Source organism: Pseudomonas sp. NFACC45, assembly GCF_900113505.1.
Classification (GTDB): domain Bacteria; phylum Pseudomonadota; class Gammaproteobacteria; order Pseudomonadales; family Pseudomonadaceae; genus Aquipseudomonas; species Aquipseudomonas tehranensis.
This window is the reverse complement of record NZ_FOPO01000014.1, coordinates 1-16,552: the sequence shown is the minus strand read 5'-3', so window position 1 is coordinate 16,552 and position 16,552 is coordinate 1. Positions and strand designations below refer to the sequence as shown.

The window sequence follows — 16,552 nt, the reverse complement described above, 5'->3', positions numbered from 1 at the left end:
GGCTACTGCTCGATACTGCTAGCCGTGACTAAAACGGGGTAGTGCTGAAGTTGCAGTCGTTGGGCCAGATCATCAGCGGATACGGGGGACAAGGTAAGACCTGGCGCTAATTGACGAAGGTGGGTGAGTGACGCGTTGGACTCCACATTAACGACCAACCCAGCGGCTTTGAGCCTGGTCAGTTGGGGCAGTCGCTGCCTGAGCCAAGATCGTGAAAGCGCGTCGTCTCCGATCAGGAAGAACGCCGGCAAACCAGAGGCGTTCAGGAGCCTGCGTTTAACGGTTCCGGGGGACAAGGCTTTGGAGCGAACCGGCAGTAAGTCGTCTTCGCGAAAGCGGTCCTCTGCGTACTGAGGCATCGCTCTGTCCGCCATGCATGGAGTGCAATCGAGTGCTAAAAGAATGCATATCCACACAACAGCATTTCTCATGGTTGCAGTCTCCTCTTTGAAGCCAATTGGTCCAGGTGTTTGCGGATGCGATGTCGGTAGCGTGCAGCCAACGGTCCGCCTGCCGGACGGTGATAACGGCCAGCAGCCAGGAGCCAATCTTCGCCCTGGCGGTGATGGTTACGTAGGATGGTGGCGGCAACCTCCACATTTCGATGAGGTCGCAGCAACTCACAAGGGTGCCGATAAAAATGGCGTTGGTGACCCAGGTTGATCTGGGTCAGTCCGGCGTCTATTTGTAAGGTAGGGTGTTGCTTGAGGGCTCTTTGAAGCGTGTCGCAGGCATCAGATTCTCTGTAAAAGTAACGGGAGCCCCCTGCAACGTTGAGCGTCCAGGGCCATGGCAGTCGTTGGCCACGCAGCATGATGCCGCTTTCCTGTAATGCCACTGCAAACAACAGCTCCGCAGGCACTCCCATTCGCTGCGCAGCTAAACCGTAGGCTGGGGGAGGCTCCAGAACGGGTACGGCCCCTTCGGCAAAACCCATCTCAAAAAGAGTGGCGAAGCTCAGGAGGCGCAGCAATGAACTGCAAGTATTCACTGTCGCAACCATCTGCCGTTGACCTCCTGCATCACAGCCGGCAGTTCCCCGGCATCACCGATCGATATCCAGCGTCCTTTGTCATGGTTGATTGAAATGGTTCCGTCTCGAACCTTGATGGGCCTGATCCCGACTTTTTGGGCCCACTGACGAATGCCGTTGTCGTCATGTTGGCTATCAACGATGTAAAGATCGAACGCTGTTCCAGAGACTTGGAGTTGCCTGACCCGATGCTCGCATTCAGTACAGTCAAGGCGCACGAAGACAGATTTTCTTCCGGCGGTCTTGGTCAATAGTGGACTGTGCAACGGAGGAGGATTGATCAATACCATCCCCGGAAATCGGTTTTTCCATGCTTGGTCATAGGCACGTTGATAGGAGAGCAACTTCTCGACACGTACAGCTTCAGCTTCAACCTGAAGCTGGGCATAGCGCTGCCGTTCCGCATCAGTTCGGGCCTCGATCCCCAGAGCGCTCAATGGGTCCAGGTGAGGGGAGTACGTACCCAGTGGGCCGCGCATCAGTGCAGTGAAACGGTCGTATTCTTCTTGCTCCAAACCCCATTGTTGAGCCAACAAAGCGCTTTCAAGAGAGGCTGTCGTATCGTTTTGTGGCTTGGACTTGAGCCCCGCGAGGGTACTCGGAGTGAGGTGTTGTGCCTGAACCCCACAACATAGCGACAGGGCCAGCAAGGGCAGTAAATGCAAGCGGAACATAGCCACCCCTATCGAATGTTCAGTCGGTGTGTGATGCCGTTGGCAGAAAACACCGCCGTCTGCTCGTCGAGGCGATCAAGCTTCCAGCCGAGATAGGTATCGCCGATCCTCAAAAGTTGGCTTTGATCCAGCGCTTGAACACCTACTGGTGCGACAGACAGAAACTGCACTGCGCCTCGTAGCTCCAGACCCAAGATCTGGAAGCTAGGCTCTGCGCCTTTCTTCGGTTTTTGAATAGAGGGCTTGGCTTGTTTGGGAGTGGGAGTTTGAGTGATTGATTTCTGGCTGGATTCGAGCCGCTCCAATCGTTGCAGCAATGGTCGCAGATCCTGCTGCGCTGTATGTGTTGCTGAGGAGTTCTCCAAGTTTGCCAGGCGCTTGTTCAGATCAACCTGCAGAGCCTCCAGGTCGTTACGATTCGGTACGTATCTCGCCGTCTGTTGCACTTGGAGGACAGATTGCTCTAGCCCTAACACCGTACTTTCAAGATGCTCCAGGCGATTAACGTCAGGGTAACCGCTCAGACCCTGGGCCAGCTTCGACAACGACACCTGATGAGAAGCGAGCACGCAGCTCATCAGCGTCAATACAAGCGGAGGTGTCCAGCGTTTAAGGCGACTTTGCAAGCGAGGTCCAGGAAGGGTGGCGTATATCATGGTGTGACCTCCAGATTGACTGCCGCTTGTGCTGTAGGGCTGGGCTTGGCAGTCCCGACAACAGGACTGAAGCAGACCAGACGAAGATGATCATCGGTTTGCAGCGCCCAGGCTGGCCCCGCCAGCGTCTGTAACGCGTCGCGAAGTTGAACAGGGCCGAGCTTCAGGTGAGGTGCAGGGAGGGGTAGGGCAAACAGTGCCGCGTTTTCTGGTGTGCGATCACAAAGTCGATACCCCGAGCGCAAAAGGACATAGCGCAGCGCATCAGCAACTGAGATGGACCAATTGCCGGGAAGATCGATATCGATCACTTGAAGCAGAAGGTTTTGTTGTGCGACGTGCGGCGCCAGTTCGACCAGGGTGTATCGACCATATCGTTGAACGGGGATGGAGTGGTCGGAAGAGGGCTGGGGCACACTCGGTACCGCCTGTTCTACGGAAGTTCGTTCTGTAGAGAGGCACGCAGTCAGGGTTAGGTGAGTGAACAGCATGAAGGGCAGCAGACGTATCTGTATCGCGGGCATACGAGGAGTTCCTGAATGGGATATGCGAACGATCTCAAGCAGATGCCTCAGTAGCAGCCATCAATAGGTAATGACCCGTTACCTGTTTCAATGCCATCAAAGAAAACGGCCTCCGAGGAGGCCGTTGCGAGGATTAACTGAAGTGCTAGAGAGGTCTGGCCGCAGGCCTCAATATTCCTCAGGCAGAAGAATGGTGGTCACGGTACGATCAGCTTCGGTGATAACCCACAATCTCAAGCCAGGTTCAACATCGTAGGCAGACATCAGACGATAGCCCGATTGCAGCGCATCTTCATTGAGCTGACGATCTTCATCACAGATATCGCCCCAGTCGCCCAAGATGTGGCGGCCGAAGTAGTGGAACGGATCTAATCGTTTCGTCCTCATCAGTGCATCAACGCCAGGGGTCATAACCAAAGCGCCGTGCTCGGACCAGGGTTTGGCCGAATCTCCAAATTTGATAACAATCATGGTCTGCTTCCTATTCAAAAAGTGGGGCCATGACACCCCCCTCGGGCGTCATGGCTTACGAGGGAGGGGGGAGCTTCAAACGTCGACGTTGAATGAAGACGTTGAGGAAAAACCAAGACCCGTAGCCGGATCTGAGATCAGAATGCAAAGTCCTCTTCGAGTGATGGAGGAGTTGCATTCACTGGTTGAGTTGTCGCTTCGGATTTCAGGCTGTCTTGATTCGAAGGTTCGCGCTTATGCACCAAAACACCGTCGATCTTGATCCAGTTCAACAAGAGCAATCGGGCCTTGAAGCTCACACCCAACTGTCCCTGGTTAATGCCTTTGGAGTAAGTGAACGTATCGACCCAGGGATCTCCCAGACGAAAACCAACCAGGACCTTACGGTCCAACTCAACGGCTCTGGCACAGCGCCGTACCAGTACCTGAGCATCTTCGCCTGTGACACGAACGTCAAAACGCCGATACTCAGCGCAGTCGGTCGGACCATTGAGCGCTGCGATGTCGCAAGCTAGGAATGATTCACCTTTCTTGAGCTTCACTTCACGAATGCGATTGAGATAACCCAGTCCAGTGATGTGAAGGTCAAAATAGGTCGTTTCATCAAACGTAGGATTCATGACATGCCTCCAGGCTAGGAATAACGATGGAGGCGCCTCTCCCGAAGGGGCAGTCGCCCCCGATGGGTGATTGGTTTGATAAGTGGGGAAAACTTCCAGGCCCCAGTGAATACAGAGGCTGATTACCAGCCGTGGTAATGAAGGATCAGCGAAGCAATAATGTCTCGCTGTACAGGGTCTAAAAGGCCCAGATCAGCCAGGCCTTTGACCCCCGCCTGCTTGAGCAACTCACAACCTTTTTGCGTGTCATGGAAGCTCACCATCGCAGCTAGGAATACCCGTTCCTGATTGCTCAGGACTTCGAAGTTTTTATCGACCATTCGCAGGATGGGACGCAGATCCCATCGGCAATTGGCCTTATTGAAGCCTGCTTTAGAACCGTCACCAAAATAGGTGAAACCGGCTAAGTCCACGCCTTGTTTCCAGGCGAAGAAAAAAGCGGCTGCGGTATTGTCGACATCAACAAGATGTGCGGCGGGCTTAGGCTGGGACAGGGACGACAGTTGAGTAATGGGAGCGTTTTTCATGCTAATGACTCCTTGGATCTGATTTAAGTGAAAGGTGTGGGTAACCCTCACGGCGAAAGACAGGCATCAGCGCCTTTGGAGGCGCACGTCCGCAAGAAACGATGCTGGGCGGACTGGGACGGGGCCAGCGTGAAACATTTCACGACGCAGCTTTGAAGACCCTAGCTGCCTGGGCATGCGCTGATCAGTGATCAGTCTTGCGTGGTCAAGAATGGTTTTTCTTAGCCTGCCTGTCAGTGATCAATACCTCGCTGAAAGACTCCGGATTTCTAAGCACATCGAGCAAACGTTTACCAAGCCAAGTCAGGCAGGGGACGGCCATTGAGTTGCCTATGACCTTGTAACGGGGGCCGTCAGCAGCCATCAGCATCCAGCCATTGTGAGTGGCTTCCCACATGTCCGGAGGACGACGATGGCTGATGCGCCTTATTGCGTAATGACGCCTGGGAATGCGTGTGTAGTTATCGGGTAGCCCCTGCAAGCGCTCACACTCAATGGGAAGCAGGCGCCTGGCTCTAGGACGCACGTGGCAGCTGCTGCGTGCGATAACGTCTTGGTGCAGCAGATGGGGAGTTGAGGTTGCACAGACGGAGCTATGTGCTGTGCCACACACCACAATCGCAACGTCGTGATTGCAGGTCAGTGTTGGGCAGCACTCCAACGCTGCCTCAGCCCCGCCTTGGCCGTTGGCCATGCCATAGGCATTGTTGAACGCGACGGCGCGGAAGGGGGCACTTAAGGCTGCAAGGCCAGCGCCAACAGGGCAGGCAGTCTCCGTTTGTAGCGTGCGGTGCGGCGCATTATCCCGGCGCGGGCCTTGGCGCTCAAAAAGTACCGCGGCGGGATCGAATCCCACACGAGCACTTGCGACAAGGAACACGCGACGGCGTCGTTGGGCCAGGCCGAAATATTGGGCATCCAGGACGCGCCACGCGATTGTTCTTTGGGGGCCAAACACAACACCTGCGTGCGACCAAGTCTCCCTTGGGGAGACGAGTTCATGTTCTTCGCCAGCCAATGCTGCGAGAAAACATCCGAAGGCGTTGCCTCTATCGGTGAGCACGCCGAGAACGTTTTCCCAGACGATGATGGCTTCAGGTTCCTTTCGTTGCATTCGGACTTGGTCGATCGCATTGGCGAGCTCCACAAATGTAAGAGACAGAGCTCCTCGAGCATCTGCCAAGCCTTCACGAAAACCCGCCACACTGAATGCCTGGCATGGTGTGCCTCCAATCAGAATGGCAGGAGCAGCAATGGCTCGGTCGAGTGCTTGGAGGGCCAGTCGCTTCATGTCGCCTAGATTAGGTACGGTTGGGTAGTGATGGGCCAGCACCGCACAAGGGAACGGTGCTATTTCGGAAAACCAAGCTGGGGTGAGACCTAAAGGCTTCCAGGCGACAGTCACCGCTTCGATCCCGCTGCAAACGCTGGCGTATTGCAGTGGCGAGGAGGTTTGAATCATAGGGGTATGTCCTTTGCAGGCGCGCATTTCTGTGCCCGAGCGGTGTCAGGCACGGCGCAAAGTGGGAGAAAGGACAAAGGCGCCGAAGGCGACCTTCGGCTTGAACAGGGAGGCCACCCGTGGGGCTGTTCCGGGCTTGGCGGTCGTCAGGCCAGGCGCCTTCACAAGCATCTCACCCGACCCGTTTCGTGGCGTGGGTCGGTATCGTCAGGCACACATCCGCGTACAAAAGGAGCTCGTTGTTTGACCGGCGGGGTCCGGTATCGATTATGTCCACCCTGAAGGGTCTCCTGATCGCCCCGGGGAGGCGATCAGGGGACCCTTCAGCGCAGCACTGTCCTACTGAACCATCATGCTGTAGGCACAGCTCAGACGATGTGTTCCTCCGTGCCACCGGCTGTTGCTCGGCTTGGGCGCGCTCGCTGTTTCAGAAGGAGAAGCGAGCTTGGGCAAGGTCGTTCAGGAGTTTCCAGGTTTTGAACGACGCGGCTTTCGGTGGCGTGGGGACGCTCTCTCTTGCGAGGCGATGGGTAAAGCCCCCCGACATTCTGGGTAGCGTGTACAGGACCAAAACTTGTTGTGCTTGCCGTCACGTTGACGCATTGGCGCCCCACACAAAGGGCAATTCGGGCCGCCGGGGCTATGGAGCGCCAAGGTCGTCGTACGGTAGTGCTCGACCAGTTGGCTGATCCAGGCGGTTTGCTTTGCGAGGAAATCCTCGAGCGTCAGTTGGCCGGCCTCGATCATGTCGAACGCCTGCTCCCAGATGGCGGTGGTGGCCGGATCTGCTATGGCGGGAGGTACCGAATCAATCAAGGTGAAGGCCGCCTCAGAAGCCCGTACAGATCGCCCTTTGATGTACAGATACCCTCGGCTCAGCAAACCGCTGATGATATTAGCTCTTGTGGCTTCTGTGCCGATGCCTGTCGTCTCCTTGAGAACCTGCTTCAGCCTTGGGTCTGTCACCAGTTTGGCCGCGCCTTTCATGGCCTTGATCAGCTCACCCTGGGTATAAGCTTTGGGGGGCTGAGTCTTGAGGGACTTTAGCTCCACGTTCGCCATGTTGCAGCACACACCCGAGTGGAGGTCTGGCAGCGCTTGGCTGCGTGGCGACGCTTCGTCGTCGTTGGGGGGGCATTCGCTACCCAATACCCGGTGCCAACCTGATTCCACGACGTGTTTGCCATGGGCTTTCAATACATGGTTGCCACAGGTGAGCCGCACGGTAGTGCGGTCGTACTCATGATGGAGCAGAAACTGCGCCAGATAACGGGCCCTAATCAACTCATAGACCGCGCATTCGTGTTCGCTTAAGGCCAACCGATTAAACGGTTCAAGTGTCGGGATAATGCCGTGATGCGCGCTGACTTGGCTGTCGTTCCAAGCCCGGGAGCGTAGCGTGGGATCGGCGGATTGCACCAAAGGGCCCACGCCAGGATCGCTCTTTATCAGTGCAGCGAAGACCGCTTTTGCCTCGAGCAACATGCTTTCGGGTAGGTAACCTGAGTCTGTGCGCGGATAGGTGGTCGCTTTGTGGGTCTCATAAAGCGATTGAGCAATGTCCAGTGTTTCCTGCACGCCGAAGCCCAAGCGTCTTGAACAAACTTCTTGCAAGGTGCTCAAGTCGAAGGGTAGCGGCGGTGCCTCTCGAGTTCGTTGCGTCTCAACCTCCAATACCTGTGCAAACCCTGTCGCTCTGAAGCTCTGCTGCGCCTGCAAAGCGACCGTTTGCCTGATGCACCGGCCTGCTTCGTCAGTGGTAGTGTCGGGCGCCACCCACTGCGCTGTAAACGCTTGCCCCAGTACTTCAAGCTTCACCTGGATAACCCAGTAAGGCGTTGGTACAAATCGTTCGATCTCGCGATCCCGATCAACCACTAAGCGTAAGGTCGGCGTTTGCACACGTCCCACCGACAACACCCCGTTGAGCCCTGCCTGGCGGCCAAGGAGTGTAAACAGTCGGCTCATGTTCATGCCGATTAGCCAATCCGCTCGTGAGCGGGCGAGGGCAGAATGGTAGAGGGACTGAGTTTCTTCTGCCTGTCGTAACTGACCCAGGGCTTTACGGATGGAGGCCTCGTTAAGTGCTGACAGCCACAGCCGTTGGATAGAACCGCGGTACTGACACAGCTCAAGCATCTCGCGAGCAATCATCTCGCCTTCGCGATCAGCATCAGTGGCGATCACCAATTCAGATGTTTGGGCCAGTAGCTGTTTGACGATTTTGTACTGAGCCGCCGTGTTCGCTTTGACTTGGACACGCCACGAGCTCGGAATGATGGGCAGATGGTCCAGCGACCACTGTTTGAAGCGTTCATCATAAGCTTCAGGTGGTGCCGCTTCGACCAAGTGTCCGATGCACCAGGTCACACTGATACCCACGCCTTTGAAGCAGCCGCTGCCACGTTGTCGAGCGCCAAGTACCCTGGCAATGTCTTTGCCCTGGGAAGGTTTTTCACACAGAAAGAGTCGCATGTCATGCCCAGCAAAGCAGTTGAGAGGGCAGGAAGATGCATGAGGGGAGACGGTGCGCGCGACTCTCAAAGCGATTCTGCATCAGAGCGTATTGATGATCAGTCGGCAGAGGCGACCCTGAGCCAGGTATGGGCGCAGCGGTCTTTGCACCAGCGAATTCGTCATGTGCCGCCGACTGGGACAGGATGGACGTCAGTGGACGCTCACGACGCAGTAGGGGTTGCGAGCGTTTTGGCGCAAAAGAGCGACTGACGACTGGGCCAGCCGCTCTCGCGGTTTCAAGAATCAATTTGGATGGTCATCGCCATCGGCGGCGGCAGATGATTTGCCACCCAATCTGACCCGTTCGACTCGGTAGGGCAGTATGCCCACGCGCCGCGCCTCGATTTTGAACGTCACTCGTGCGTTCTCATCCGCATCGGCCCATTCCTCCTTAACCAAGCGTCCTTCGACCATCACCCGCATGCCTTTTTGATACAGCGTGCTCCAGTGTTCTGCTTCACGGTGCCAGATTTCAACCGGCGCCCAGAAGCCGCCTCGATCTTCATAGCCGTCTTTGACAGGAACAGGGTTGTCGAAATAAACATTGAGCCTCAGCAGACGCCTGGGCTCGTCATTGCGGTTGTTGAATTCCCGAAATTCGGGCGCCGATCCAATATTACCTTCACCGAAAAAATGAGTGCTCATGAGGGGCTCGCTTATACAAGGGCGCGTTGTTGAATGCAGCGTTGATAGACCGCTTCGGCGTGCGACATCTTGATGGCGCAGTCATTGGCTTGGCGGGCCAGGATGTGGCTCATGCTGATTTGCATATTCAGCACGATCCGCTGTTGCTCCAGTGCGTAGAGATCGTCAATCAGCAGATTGGGGGTGGCCTCGTGTTCAATGCATTGCTGCCAGAGGGACACCCCCATGTTGGTGCGGTCGGGGTTACGCCAGCGCAGAAAAGTCGTCCCGGCCCCCGTGCTGTGTCGGGTCAGCTGGGCCGCCAGCAGGTTGAAGGGATAACGCCGAGCCTGGGTCAGGATTCTTGTCTGCGCTAGCTCAATCAGACCGTCACGAAGTGCATGGCAATCGCTGGCCCAGTCCTCCAAACAGCCCTTACCTTTAAAAGGCTGTAAAAGGCCTTTTAGGTAGGCCGCATGCTGCAGTTGCTCTAGCTCTGAATGAACCAAGGGTTTGAAATAGTGCAAGGCCATCAGCGCTCGTCCTCTGCTGGCTGCTCCCGAGCGCAGGAGGCAGGTTCATGAGGACTGAGCGTTTCACTGTCGATGGCGACGTCCAGAGTTTTTTCTTCATCCTTTTGAGGGGCGCTGATCGTGAGCCGGCGCACCAAGGGCGGGGCAAAGCGTGAGCGACGGGTGCCTTCCAGAATGTCTTGATCAATCTCACCAAAACGTTCTTTGGCGGATATCGCCAGGGGGGTATTCGCCTGATAATCCTCACGGTTCAAGCCGGATGATTTGTACTGTTGAGCCAGGCTGAACAGGCTTCGCAAAGCGTGCGCCCCTTCGTTAAGCCAGCGTTCTAAGCTGGAGCGATCAATCAATGCGGTGTGATGAGCCAGGATCAGACGTCGCGCCAGGTCGTCATAGTCCGCCAACAGATACACCGCCATGAAGCCAAGTTGAGCGTTGACGAAGAGTGGTAATTTGACTGGCTGCACATTGAGGTTCTCGCCCAGGCTCAAGGCGGAAGGCACTTCCGAAAGTGCCAGGTTCACCTGCTCATTCAAGGCTTTGAGGATGTCTTTGGTAGCGTTGAGCTTGTCTTCGATTCTTAGCATCCAGACGTCGGCGTAGGGGTCATCCAGTTCCGCGCCACGTTTCATTTTGTTCATGACGGCAATGAAACCGTTCAGGCCGATGATCGTTGCTCGGCCTTGGGAGGCGTCTCGCCCGTGCCAGATGCGAGATGCGTGATGGGTGTGCAGGGTCAATTGCACGCTACTGCGCAATGTACCGAGGTTCAGTTGCAGGTCGTTCGCCATGGGAAGTCACTCAGGGACTGTGGGAGGGCGCCCAGCTTTGCGGCACGGCGGGACTCTGTCATTGAACAAAGCGCAGGCTGTGCGAGCCTGATTGGTGTCTGCGAAGGTAGGGGCGGCAGCTATCCCCAGGGGATAGCTTCAGAGGCTTACTGTTATCGTTCCTTCAACAGACCCTTGAGTTCGTCTAGGTAGGCGTGAGCGACGGCAGGATCTCGTTCCGTTTTCTGAGTTTGCTTGGGGCTGGGCTTCGATCCGCTCGATTCAGGCGTTTGTTCCTTGGCTGCCCAGACGGTGAATTGACCCTGCAATGCTCTCTGCAGAATGCCAAATAGGTAGCCGGCCGGATTGCGTATATGGGCTTCTCGGCACCGAGCCGCCCATTCATCCAGAACTGCCTGCCGCAACTCGACGGGCAATTGCTGCAAGGCCACTTTGGCACCCGCTTGCTGTGTGGACGTGAGCGATGAAAAGCGGGTAGGGAGAATCAGCTCGGAACCTGCCTGCGAACTCTCGCCAGTACGTAGTATTTTTAACGCTTTTGTACTTAACGTACTCGCAGGCTTCGGATGCCGAAGAGAGTGGTCCGGCGGGGCTTTGGACCTCGGTTCGGATACCGAAGACTGGGCGTTTAGTTTCCGAAGAGCTTCAGGGGTACGTTCTTCGGTTTGCATATCTGGCGTCACATCGGTGGTCTGCGCTTGTTGTAGACGCACAGCTAAAACCTGTAGATGGCTGGGCAGCAATTGAGTTTGGACACTGGGGTCATGGCTAATTTCTTCGAGCACCGCCAATCCGACGCGCTGAATACCCTTATTGGCGTGCTTGAGCGTGTGGCTGACCAATACCATGTATTCGGGATCGATCTGCATAGCTTCAAAGGGCGTCAAAGGGCGATCGTGCAGGACATACAAGTTACCGAGCACACGTCCGGTACGGGCGTCTCGCCGTCGGCGGGCCAAGCTCAACCACCTCGTCAGACGCAGGAGTGTCAAGGTCTTCGCAACTGATTCATGGGAGGCCAGGGCGCCGCAGGGTACGGAGGCCAGGTACTTACGTAACTGGTCATAGGTCGGAAAAGCGGTGACTCCGTCGTCGTTGAGCAGCAGCCGAAAAACTTGCCAGGCATTGCGTTCAAGCGGGGTCAAACGCTGGTCAAGAAGCAACGCCCTGGGGACGGTTTCATGGCGGTTGCCACTGAACAGGAAACCGTCCCCATTCCCTTGCGTGCTCTGGGCACACAAACTCTTCAGGGCGCTATCAAGTACGGAGGAGAGAGGTTTGGGGTCCGAGCTTTTCACCGCGCTAGACCAACCCTTGATCGATCCAATCACGCAGAGATGCCCAAATCACGGAGGCCGGGTACGAAAGCTCCTCTGCCAGATCAAGCGTCAGGTCCAGTAAGGCCCGGTCGTCATCCACCGAAATTTTTCGTGCCTTGAATTGAGGATGCCAACGCTCCCAGAGCAGTGTGTCTTGTGCTTCACTGAGGACGTGATGCCGGCCTTTACGCTTGGGCAGTCCCAAAATGTTTCGGCGCAGGGCCACTTCCTGATGAGTCAGACCGTAGAATCTACTGACCATCTCCGTACTGGCGCCCAGGCGCAGCATGCGGTCAATACTGGAGATTTCCAAGTCGACGTCTTCTGCTTGACCGAGGATCTTCTGCAGCACACCACGGTTGATCTGGACCGTACACCAAGGCACACGAGCATTGAGCAGAACGCTGATCAGCCCGGGCTCCTTTAGGGCGGCCAAATCTTCATCAGCAAATCCCATGGTTTTGCAGCGTCTGAGTTGGCCGTTGCGCAGATCATGCAGCGCCTGGGCTATAACGGCTTGGTTGATCGGATGGGGCGTCGTCATAATTCCTCCTTGGTATGCATGTCCTGATCAGTGCCAAATTCTGATTTGAGGTCAATCAAGCGTCGGGCTAAACGAATTAAGCGAAACAACTTGATCAGATTGGCGTCACTCAATCGGCATGCCTGGGCATCCGGTTGTGTGGTACCTAACAGTAGAGCGCCGATTTCCAACGGGACGCTTGATGCAGAGGAATTGGTTGTCAACGTTTCCAGTAAGGCGACCAAAGTTAACGGTGACGGATGTTCGGGTACCGTTTCGAAGCAACAGCGGAAGCCGATCCCTTCATCCACTTCAGTAATGACGTCAGCCTTGGCAACGTCCTGACATATTTCACGAGCGAATTGGCTGATGTGAATTCGCAGACGCTGTGGCTCATCCAGTGCCGGATCAATGTTCCAGATGTCCGAAATGGGGAAGAGGCTACCCTGCGCAAACGGCAGGACGTCTGATGCCAATGAGGGGCCATCGCCAGCATGTCTGGCCACCAACGCTTGGATGGACTGCAGGCGATCAGAATCAGATACCTCCGGAAGGTTGGGCTCTTTGACTGCCTGAACAATTTTTGCTGCAGAGTCGGCCAGGATAGACGGGACGGCTGGACGGTCGAGCCCGGTATCCAATGCTGTCGCTGTTCGTGGGCAGGGCAGGGAGGCCTTCATCGGAACATGAGTCAATGCCTGCTCACGCTTCTCGCCTGCCTCAGACGCTAGTGCGAGCGTGTCGTAGTCAACGCCCAAGTAATGAGCCATTTGTCCAATGACCTCATCCTGAGCGCGGTCGATGGAAAAGTCGGCTGTGGTCCCATCAAACAACATCAGCGCTTCTTGGAAAAGGGACGCAAAATCGATGGTCAGGATTTTTGTTTTTGCGTGCTCCTCCCAAATCTTGACACAGGTTCGCCGCAGCACGGCCAGCCGCTCGACTTGATGGCGGCCCAGTCCTCCATATAGGACGTTGGGGATGGCCGGCAGTAAGTAGTGAACCGCATCTCGCATACGGCTAATGTGGGATTGGTGGACAGGGTAGCCGTCCGCGGTCAACCGCCTGGACAGCTCTGACTGGGAAAGAGAAGTACCGCTTTCAAGCTCATAGAGCTCCCTGGCTTTCTCAACCCCGAGCGCGCGCTCAATAAATGTCAGGCCTCCGCGCATTTCGTTCTCGGCCAGATGGCCGGTCAGTGAAATGATCTCACCGCGTTCTGGCCAGGGGCGGAACATGCAGTTCAGGTGGAAATATTGCTCGTCCTTTGTTTCAGACCAGAGCTCACGCAGTATCGACAGCCGCGTGTTGCCCCCGTTGCGAACCCGAAAATAAGGCTCACCTGGCCGTCGGGTGATTGGGGGTGGCGCATCAAGCCCACGCTGACGAATGGACGCCTTGATTTCATCGTACTTTGGGTTGCGCGTAACCCTCGGGTCCAGGTCGTAGGGCTTCAAGCAGTCCAGTGTGACGATCAGGGGCATCTCGACCTCTGGATCGCTCGGGCATGCCGAGGCAGCTCGTTCGCAAGGCGCTTTTGAATTTTGTTTGGATGCTTCATCTTGTGTGGGATAGGTGGATGCCACGCTCACGTAACTCCTTAGCCGCGATCGCTTAAACGATCGGCAATCCATTGGTCGACTTCCTCGGCATCCCAGCCTACGGCCCGGACGCCCAGGCGAACGGATTTTGGAAACTTACCGAGGTTCATTAGGCTGTAGAGGAATGAGCGCTTGAGCCCCGTTTTCTGCTCAACGTCTGAAAGTCGCAATATGCGGCGTTCATGAAGGGGAGGTTGCGAATCAATATGCGTAGGCATGATGGACACTCCTTAACGATGGACCGCGCCTGTTGGCGCACGGGTAATGGTTTCTTCGGGGCAAACGAGCGCCGCTAATGAGCGGTTTTGTTTGCGGTGGTCACGTCATAGTCATTTGCAGAAATGGCGCCTAACGTCAGCGAACGTTTTCCGCAGTGCGGGTGCGCTAATGCCAGGGCGGTCACCATGGAAGGCGATCAGAGCGCTGATGACCGACATGAGGGTGTTGAACGTCGAATAGCGAACACCGCTGGGGGATTGACCCAGCATCACGGTCAACAGACCTCCGATGGTATTCAGGTAGATTTCCCTAACCCGTGGGTCTGGATTAAGCGTGCTGGTGCCAAGCTGGGAGGTAGTCGATTTGTTCTGATCAGGCGTGAGCGGTACTGCCCAGAGTGATGTTGTGTAACGAGTGGCGGCGTCCAGTTGACCGACTATCAGGGCAACGGATGGCGACTGAAGTGCTTTAGCTGTTTGCAAATGTGTCATGGGTGCAATGAACTCAATAATACATGCTGGTTGTTCAGGCAGCCTGTTAGATCGAATTGCCGTCTCTAACACACGGTAGTAAGCCTTGGTGCCGTTAAGCTGATCATGTTGAATCATGAGTCTTTCCATAGCGTGCAATGTCCGTCTATGGAACTGCAGACTGTGGAGCGACGAAAGATTCAATGCGTCATGGCAGTTACCCGTTTAACTGGTGGACGGCTGATGGTTTCTAGACTTTGTGTTGGGGGGGGCGACTTTGCGCCGCTCGCGGAGCGTCGGTGTTATGAGCGGGTACTCCAAGACGCCGGATATCAGGCCAGACCCTATATGGATTCACTGCCAGGGCACTGTCACTTTGATGCCCCAGCTGATGCATGAATTGAGCATGATGGGGTTGCAGTGCGGGCGATAGGCAGAAACGGTTTGTAGAAAGTTGCGTATTCATTACACATGTTGAAACGGGTATGAAGTTGACAGCAACTAAATCTTTCCCTGAGAGGAAGTCGTTTGTGACTTCGTGCATGTGGTATTCCTTACCATATGTTGCAGTGACTTACGTGAAGAGGTTTCGCGAAGGTTTGCGAGCGCAATATTTCGTTAATGTCTTCTCATAAGCAAGTGCTCCAAACGCCATTATCTGATGCGAGTTGCTGCTACTTTAATGGGCTTGTCGCTCTGGGATTGAAAGCCTTCATGTATGTCTGATCATTTTTCGTCAAACTTGTACCACCTATGCTGTCATTACCGATCTGTCGCGGAGGTGTGCCGAAAACTGAAGATCAACCGAGGGCAGTTCACCAAGTACTTGAACGGCAGCAGTCGCCCCACGCCTTACAACCTCAAGCGCATTTGTGATTTCTTTGGCGTGGAGGAGTGCGAGATCGCGTTGCCAACCGAGCTGTTTCTCCCTCTTATTGGTGTCCAATCGCGCTCGCGCTCGGCCGTACCGCTGAGCGCCTCGATGAGAATGTTCGACCATCTATGCAAATGCTCGTCGGATCGGTTTTCGACCTTGCTGGGGTACTACCACGAGTACTACTACGCCATGAGCGAACCAAGCCAAGTACTTTGCTCATTGGTCCATCTGCGTGAGGAAGCTGGACAGGTGGTGTATGAGCGTCATGAGCGAGTGCAGACGATTGAGGCGGGAGAGGAAATCTTTGAGCGATATCTTTACAAGGGAATTGCCTACTACCTGCGGGACCGAATGTTTCTTCTCGATTACGAAACCCTGACGAGCAATGAGATCACCCAGACCATCCTCATTCCTAGCTACAAAAGCCGTTTGTCTCGGCTCAATGGACTGAAGCTAGGCGTATCGGCTACTGACCAACGAGCACCAGTATGCACGCGCGTGGTGTGGGCTTTCTTGGGCACCCATATTGATCAGGAGGAGGCGCTGAGGCGGACTCGATTGTACCGGCCCGAGGATTCGAGATTGGATGCCGATTTGCTTGAGCGTTTATCGCGGGCGGAGTTCGAGGGAGGGATATTTAAGCTTGTTTCATCATAACAACCAAGGCTCCTTTTACCGGGACGCTGTCGGTTTAGGCGCGGCTCAATTGTAGCAACGTTGATGATGGCGACGGCCGACCGGCAATAGGATTCGATTTCATTGTTGTCCTCTGCTCTTACCTCATCGAAGAGCGCGATAATCAGGAGATCGGATCTTTGAAAAGCGCGGCAAACAAGCGGGCGGACTGGAGAGGATCGGGCACGTTCAGAACCGCCTTCGCGTGCAACTGACGCAACAGTGCCTCGATCTGGGCAATGACATAGGCAGGGCCGGCTTCGTATTGGCGCTTGCTTAACGACTTTTGATTCGTCTTGTCGGCCATGATCATGGCTTCGACACTGCGCACGTCGGGGCTCAACAACGTGCGAAGCAGGGATGTTCCCACCGCCATGAGCTGATCTGCCGCCGAACCGCCGACGCCTTCAATAAGGGCCTGCGGTGCAAACTGATG

General features: G+C 55.5%; 19 protein-coding genes and 1 pseudogene. 1 reads left to right on the top strand and 19 read right to left on the bottom strand.

The annotated features are described in order from the left end of the window. Nucleotides 1-2: 2 nt before the first annotated feature. The 18 genes from BM132_RS23880 to BM132_RS28535 form a co-directional block, all read right to left on the bottom strand. Nucleotides 3-374, bottom strand: a complete 372-nt coding sequence (locus BM132_RS23880; RefSeq protein WP_256244317.1) for an integrating conjugative element protein — start codon at nucleotides 372-374, stop codon at nucleotides 3-5. A gap of 53 nt (nucleotides 375-427) precedes the next feature. Then, on the bottom strand, nucleotides 428-1,003 hold the full coding sequence (locus tag BM132_RS23875) for a transglycosylase SLT domain-containing protein (protein WP_092459167.1): 576 nt from the start codon (nucleotides 1,001-1,003) through the stop codon (nucleotides 428-430). Beyond that, nucleotides 988-1,698, bottom strand: coding sequence for a TIGR03759 family integrating conjugative element protein (locus BM132_RS23870; protein ID WP_371264157.1), 711 nt, complete (start codon nucleotides 1,696-1,698; stop codon nucleotides 988-990). Before BM132_RS23870 ends, BM132_RS23875 begins: the two co-directional genes overlap by 16 nt. A 17-nt stretch (nucleotides 1,699-1,715) precedes the next feature. Continuing rightward, on the bottom strand, nucleotides 1,716-2,363 hold the full coding sequence (locus BM132_RS23865) for a hypothetical protein (protein WP_092459163.1): 648 nt from the start codon (nucleotides 2,361-2,363) through the stop codon (nucleotides 1,716-1,718). After that, nucleotides 2,360-2,887, bottom strand: a complete 528-nt coding sequence (locus tag BM132_RS23860) for a PFGI-1 class ICE element type IV pilus protein PilL2 (protein WP_092459161.1) — start codon at nucleotides 2,885-2,887, stop codon at nucleotides 2,360-2,362. The genes BM132_RS23865 and BM132_RS23860 overlap by 4 nt, the downstream gene beginning before the upstream one ends. A gap of 168 nt (nucleotides 2,888-3,055) precedes the next feature. After that, the gene (locus tag BM132_RS23855; RefSeq protein WP_063321920.1) at nucleotides 3,056-3,358 is read right to left on the bottom strand and encodes a hypothetical protein; all 303 of its coding nucleotides are present in this window, start codon (nucleotides 3,356-3,358) and stop codon (nucleotides 3,056-3,058) included. Between the two features lie 137 nt (nucleotides 3,359-3,495). Further along, entirely contained in the window at nucleotides 3,496-3,978 is a 483-nt protein-coding gene (locus BM132_RS23850; RefSeq protein WP_092459159.1) for an STY4534 family ICE replication protein, read from the bottom strand. Nucleotides 3,979-4,100: 122 nt separating this feature from the next. Next, the gene (locus BM132_RS23845; protein ID WP_092459157.1) at nucleotides 4,101-4,505 is read right to left on the bottom strand and encodes a hypothetical protein; all 405 of its coding nucleotides are present in this window, start codon (nucleotides 4,503-4,505) and stop codon (nucleotides 4,101-4,103) included. Nucleotides 4,506-4,710: 205 nt separating this feature from the next. Beyond that, entirely contained in the window at nucleotides 4,711-5,967 is a 1,257-nt protein-coding gene (locus tag BM132_RS28585) for a DNA cytosine methyltransferase (RefSeq protein WP_256244307.1), read from the bottom strand. Between the two features lie 459 nt (nucleotides 5,968-6,426). Continuing rightward, nucleotides 6,427-8,442: a DNA topoisomerase III gene (locus tag BM132_RS23835; RefSeq protein ID WP_092459155.1), complete on the bottom strand. Its 2,016-nt coding sequence runs from the start codon at nucleotides 8,440-8,442 to the stop codon at nucleotides 6,427-6,429. A gap of 285 nt (nucleotides 8,443-8,727) precedes the next feature. Continuing rightward, nucleotides 8,728-9,129: a single-stranded DNA-binding protein gene (locus BM132_RS23830; RefSeq protein WP_092459152.1), complete on the bottom strand. Its 402-nt coding sequence runs from the start codon at nucleotides 9,127-9,129 to the stop codon at nucleotides 8,728-8,730. Nucleotides 9,130-9,140: 11 nt separating this feature from the next. Continuing rightward, nucleotides 9,141-9,641 (bottom strand): DUF3158 family protein, encoded by a 501-nt coding sequence (locus BM132_RS23825; protein ID WP_092459149.1) that lies wholly within the window; start codon nucleotides 9,639-9,641, stop codon nucleotides 9,141-9,143. Continuing rightward, nucleotides 9,641-10,432 carry a PFL_4669 family integrating conjugative element protein gene (locus tag BM132_RS23820; RefSeq protein ID WP_092459147.1) on the bottom strand — a complete coding sequence of 264 codons (792 nt, stop codon included), beginning with the start codon at nucleotides 10,430-10,432 and terminating at the stop codon, nucleotides 9,641-9,643. The genes BM132_RS23825 and BM132_RS23820 overlap by 1 nt, the downstream gene beginning before the upstream one ends. A gap of 152 nt (nucleotides 10,433-10,584) precedes the next feature. After that, nucleotides 10,585-11,763, bottom strand: a complete 1,179-nt coding sequence (locus BM132_RS23815; protein WP_256244306.1) for an STY4528 family pathogenicity island replication protein — start codon at nucleotides 11,761-11,763, stop codon at nucleotides 10,585-10,587. After that, nucleotides 11,735-12,295 carry a DUF2857 domain-containing protein gene (locus BM132_RS23810; RefSeq protein WP_092459144.1) on the bottom strand — a complete coding sequence of 187 codons (561 nt, stop codon included), beginning with the start codon at nucleotides 12,293-12,295 and terminating at the stop codon, nucleotides 11,735-11,737. Before BM132_RS23810 ends, BM132_RS23815 begins: the two co-directional genes overlap by 29 nt. Continuing rightward, nucleotides 12,292-13,866, bottom strand: a complete 1,575-nt coding sequence (locus BM132_RS23805) for a ParB family protein (protein ID WP_092459142.1) — start codon at nucleotides 13,864-13,866, stop codon at nucleotides 12,292-12,294. Before BM132_RS23805 ends, BM132_RS23810 begins: the two co-directional genes overlap by 4 nt. 8 nt (nucleotides 13,867-13,874) lie before the next feature. After that, nucleotides 13,875-14,093, bottom strand: a complete 219-nt coding sequence (locus tag BM132_RS23800) for an AlpA family transcriptional regulator (protein WP_092459140.1) — start codon at nucleotides 14,091-14,093, stop codon at nucleotides 13,875-13,877. Nucleotides 14,094-14,204: 111 nt separating this feature from the next. Then, nucleotides 14,205-14,702, bottom strand: coding sequence for a hypothetical protein (locus BM132_RS28535; RefSeq protein ID WP_177218210.1), 498 nt, complete (start codon nucleotides 14,700-14,702; stop codon nucleotides 14,205-14,207). A 580-nt stretch (nucleotides 14,703-15,282) separates the two neighbouring features. Here BM132_RS28535 and BM132_RS23790 point away from each other — a divergent pair. Continuing rightward, a complete protein-coding gene (locus BM132_RS23790) occupies nucleotides 15,283-16,098 on the top strand; it encodes a helix-turn-helix domain-containing protein (RefSeq protein WP_092459138.1) in 816 nt (271 codons plus the stop codon). Nucleotides 16,099-16,151: 53 nt separating this feature from the next. Here the strand turns inward: BM132_RS23790 and BM132_RS23785 are convergent. Beyond that, nucleotides 16,152-16,552, bottom strand: a pseudogene (locus BM132_RS23785) (TetR/AcrR family transcriptional regulator C-terminal domain-containing protein); the annotation flags it as partial.

Excerpts from the sequence above, each read along its gene's own strand:
- BM132_RS23880 (WP_256244317.1), bottom strand. The coding sequence starts at position 374 with ATGGCGGACAGAGCGATGCCTCAGTACGCAGAGGACCGCTTTCGCGAA.
- BM132_RS23875 (WP_092459167.1), bottom strand. The coding sequence starts at position 1,003 with ATGGTTGCGACAGTGAATACTTGCAGTTCATTGCTGCGCCTCCTGAGC.
- BM132_RS23865 (WP_092459163.1), bottom strand. The coding sequence starts at position 2,363 with ATGATATACGCCACCCTTCCTGGACCTCGCTTGCAAAGTCGCCTTAAA.
- BM132_RS23860 (WP_092459161.1), bottom strand. The coding sequence starts at position 2,887 with ATGCCCGCGATACAGATACGTCTGCTGCCCTTCATGCTGTTCACTCAC.
- BM132_RS23855 (WP_063321920.1), bottom strand. The coding sequence starts at position 3,358 with ATGATTGTTATCAAATTTGGAGATTCGGCCAAACCCTGGTCCGAGCAC.
- BM132_RS23850 (WP_092459159.1), bottom strand. The coding sequence starts at position 3,978 with ATGAATCCTACGTTTGATGAAACGACCTATTTTGACCTTCACATCACT.
- BM132_RS23845 (WP_092459157.1), bottom strand. The coding sequence starts at position 4,505 with ATGAAAAACGCTCCCATTACTCAACTGTCGTCCCTGTCCCAGCCTAAG.
- BM132_RS28585 (WP_256244307.1), bottom strand. The coding sequence starts at position 5,967 with ATGATTCAAACCTCCTCGCCACTGCAATACGCCAGCGTTTGCAGCGGG.
- BM132_RS23835 (WP_092459155.1), bottom strand. The coding sequence starts at position 8,442 with ATGCGACTCTTTCTGTGTGAAAAACCTTCCCAGGGCAAAGACATTGCC.
- BM132_RS23830 (WP_092459152.1), bottom strand. The coding sequence starts at position 9,129 with ATGAGCACTCATTTTTTCGGTGAAGGTAATATTGGATCGGCGCCCGAA.
- BM132_RS23825 (WP_092459149.1), bottom strand. The coding sequence starts at position 9,641 with ATGGCCTTGCACTATTTCAAACCCTTGGTTCATTCAGAGCTAGAGCAA.
- BM132_RS23820 (WP_092459147.1), bottom strand. The coding sequence starts at position 10,432 with ATGGCGAACGACCTGCAACTGAACCTCGGTACATTGCGCAGTAGCGTG.
- BM132_RS23810 (WP_092459144.1), bottom strand. The coding sequence starts at position 12,295 with ATGACGACGCCCCATCCGATCAACCAAGCCGTTATAGCCCAGGCGCTG.
- BM132_RS23800 (WP_092459140.1), bottom strand. The coding sequence starts at position 14,093 with ATGCCTACGCATATTGATTCGCAACCTCCCCTTCATGAACGCCGCATA.
- BM132_RS28535 (WP_177218210.1), bottom strand. The coding sequence starts at position 14,702 with ATGATTCAACATGATCAGCTTAACGGCACCAAGGCTTACTACCGTGTG.
- BM132_RS23790 (WP_092459138.1), top strand. The coding sequence starts at position 15,283 with ATGTCTGATCATTTTTCGTCAAACTTGTACCACCTATGCTGTCATTAC.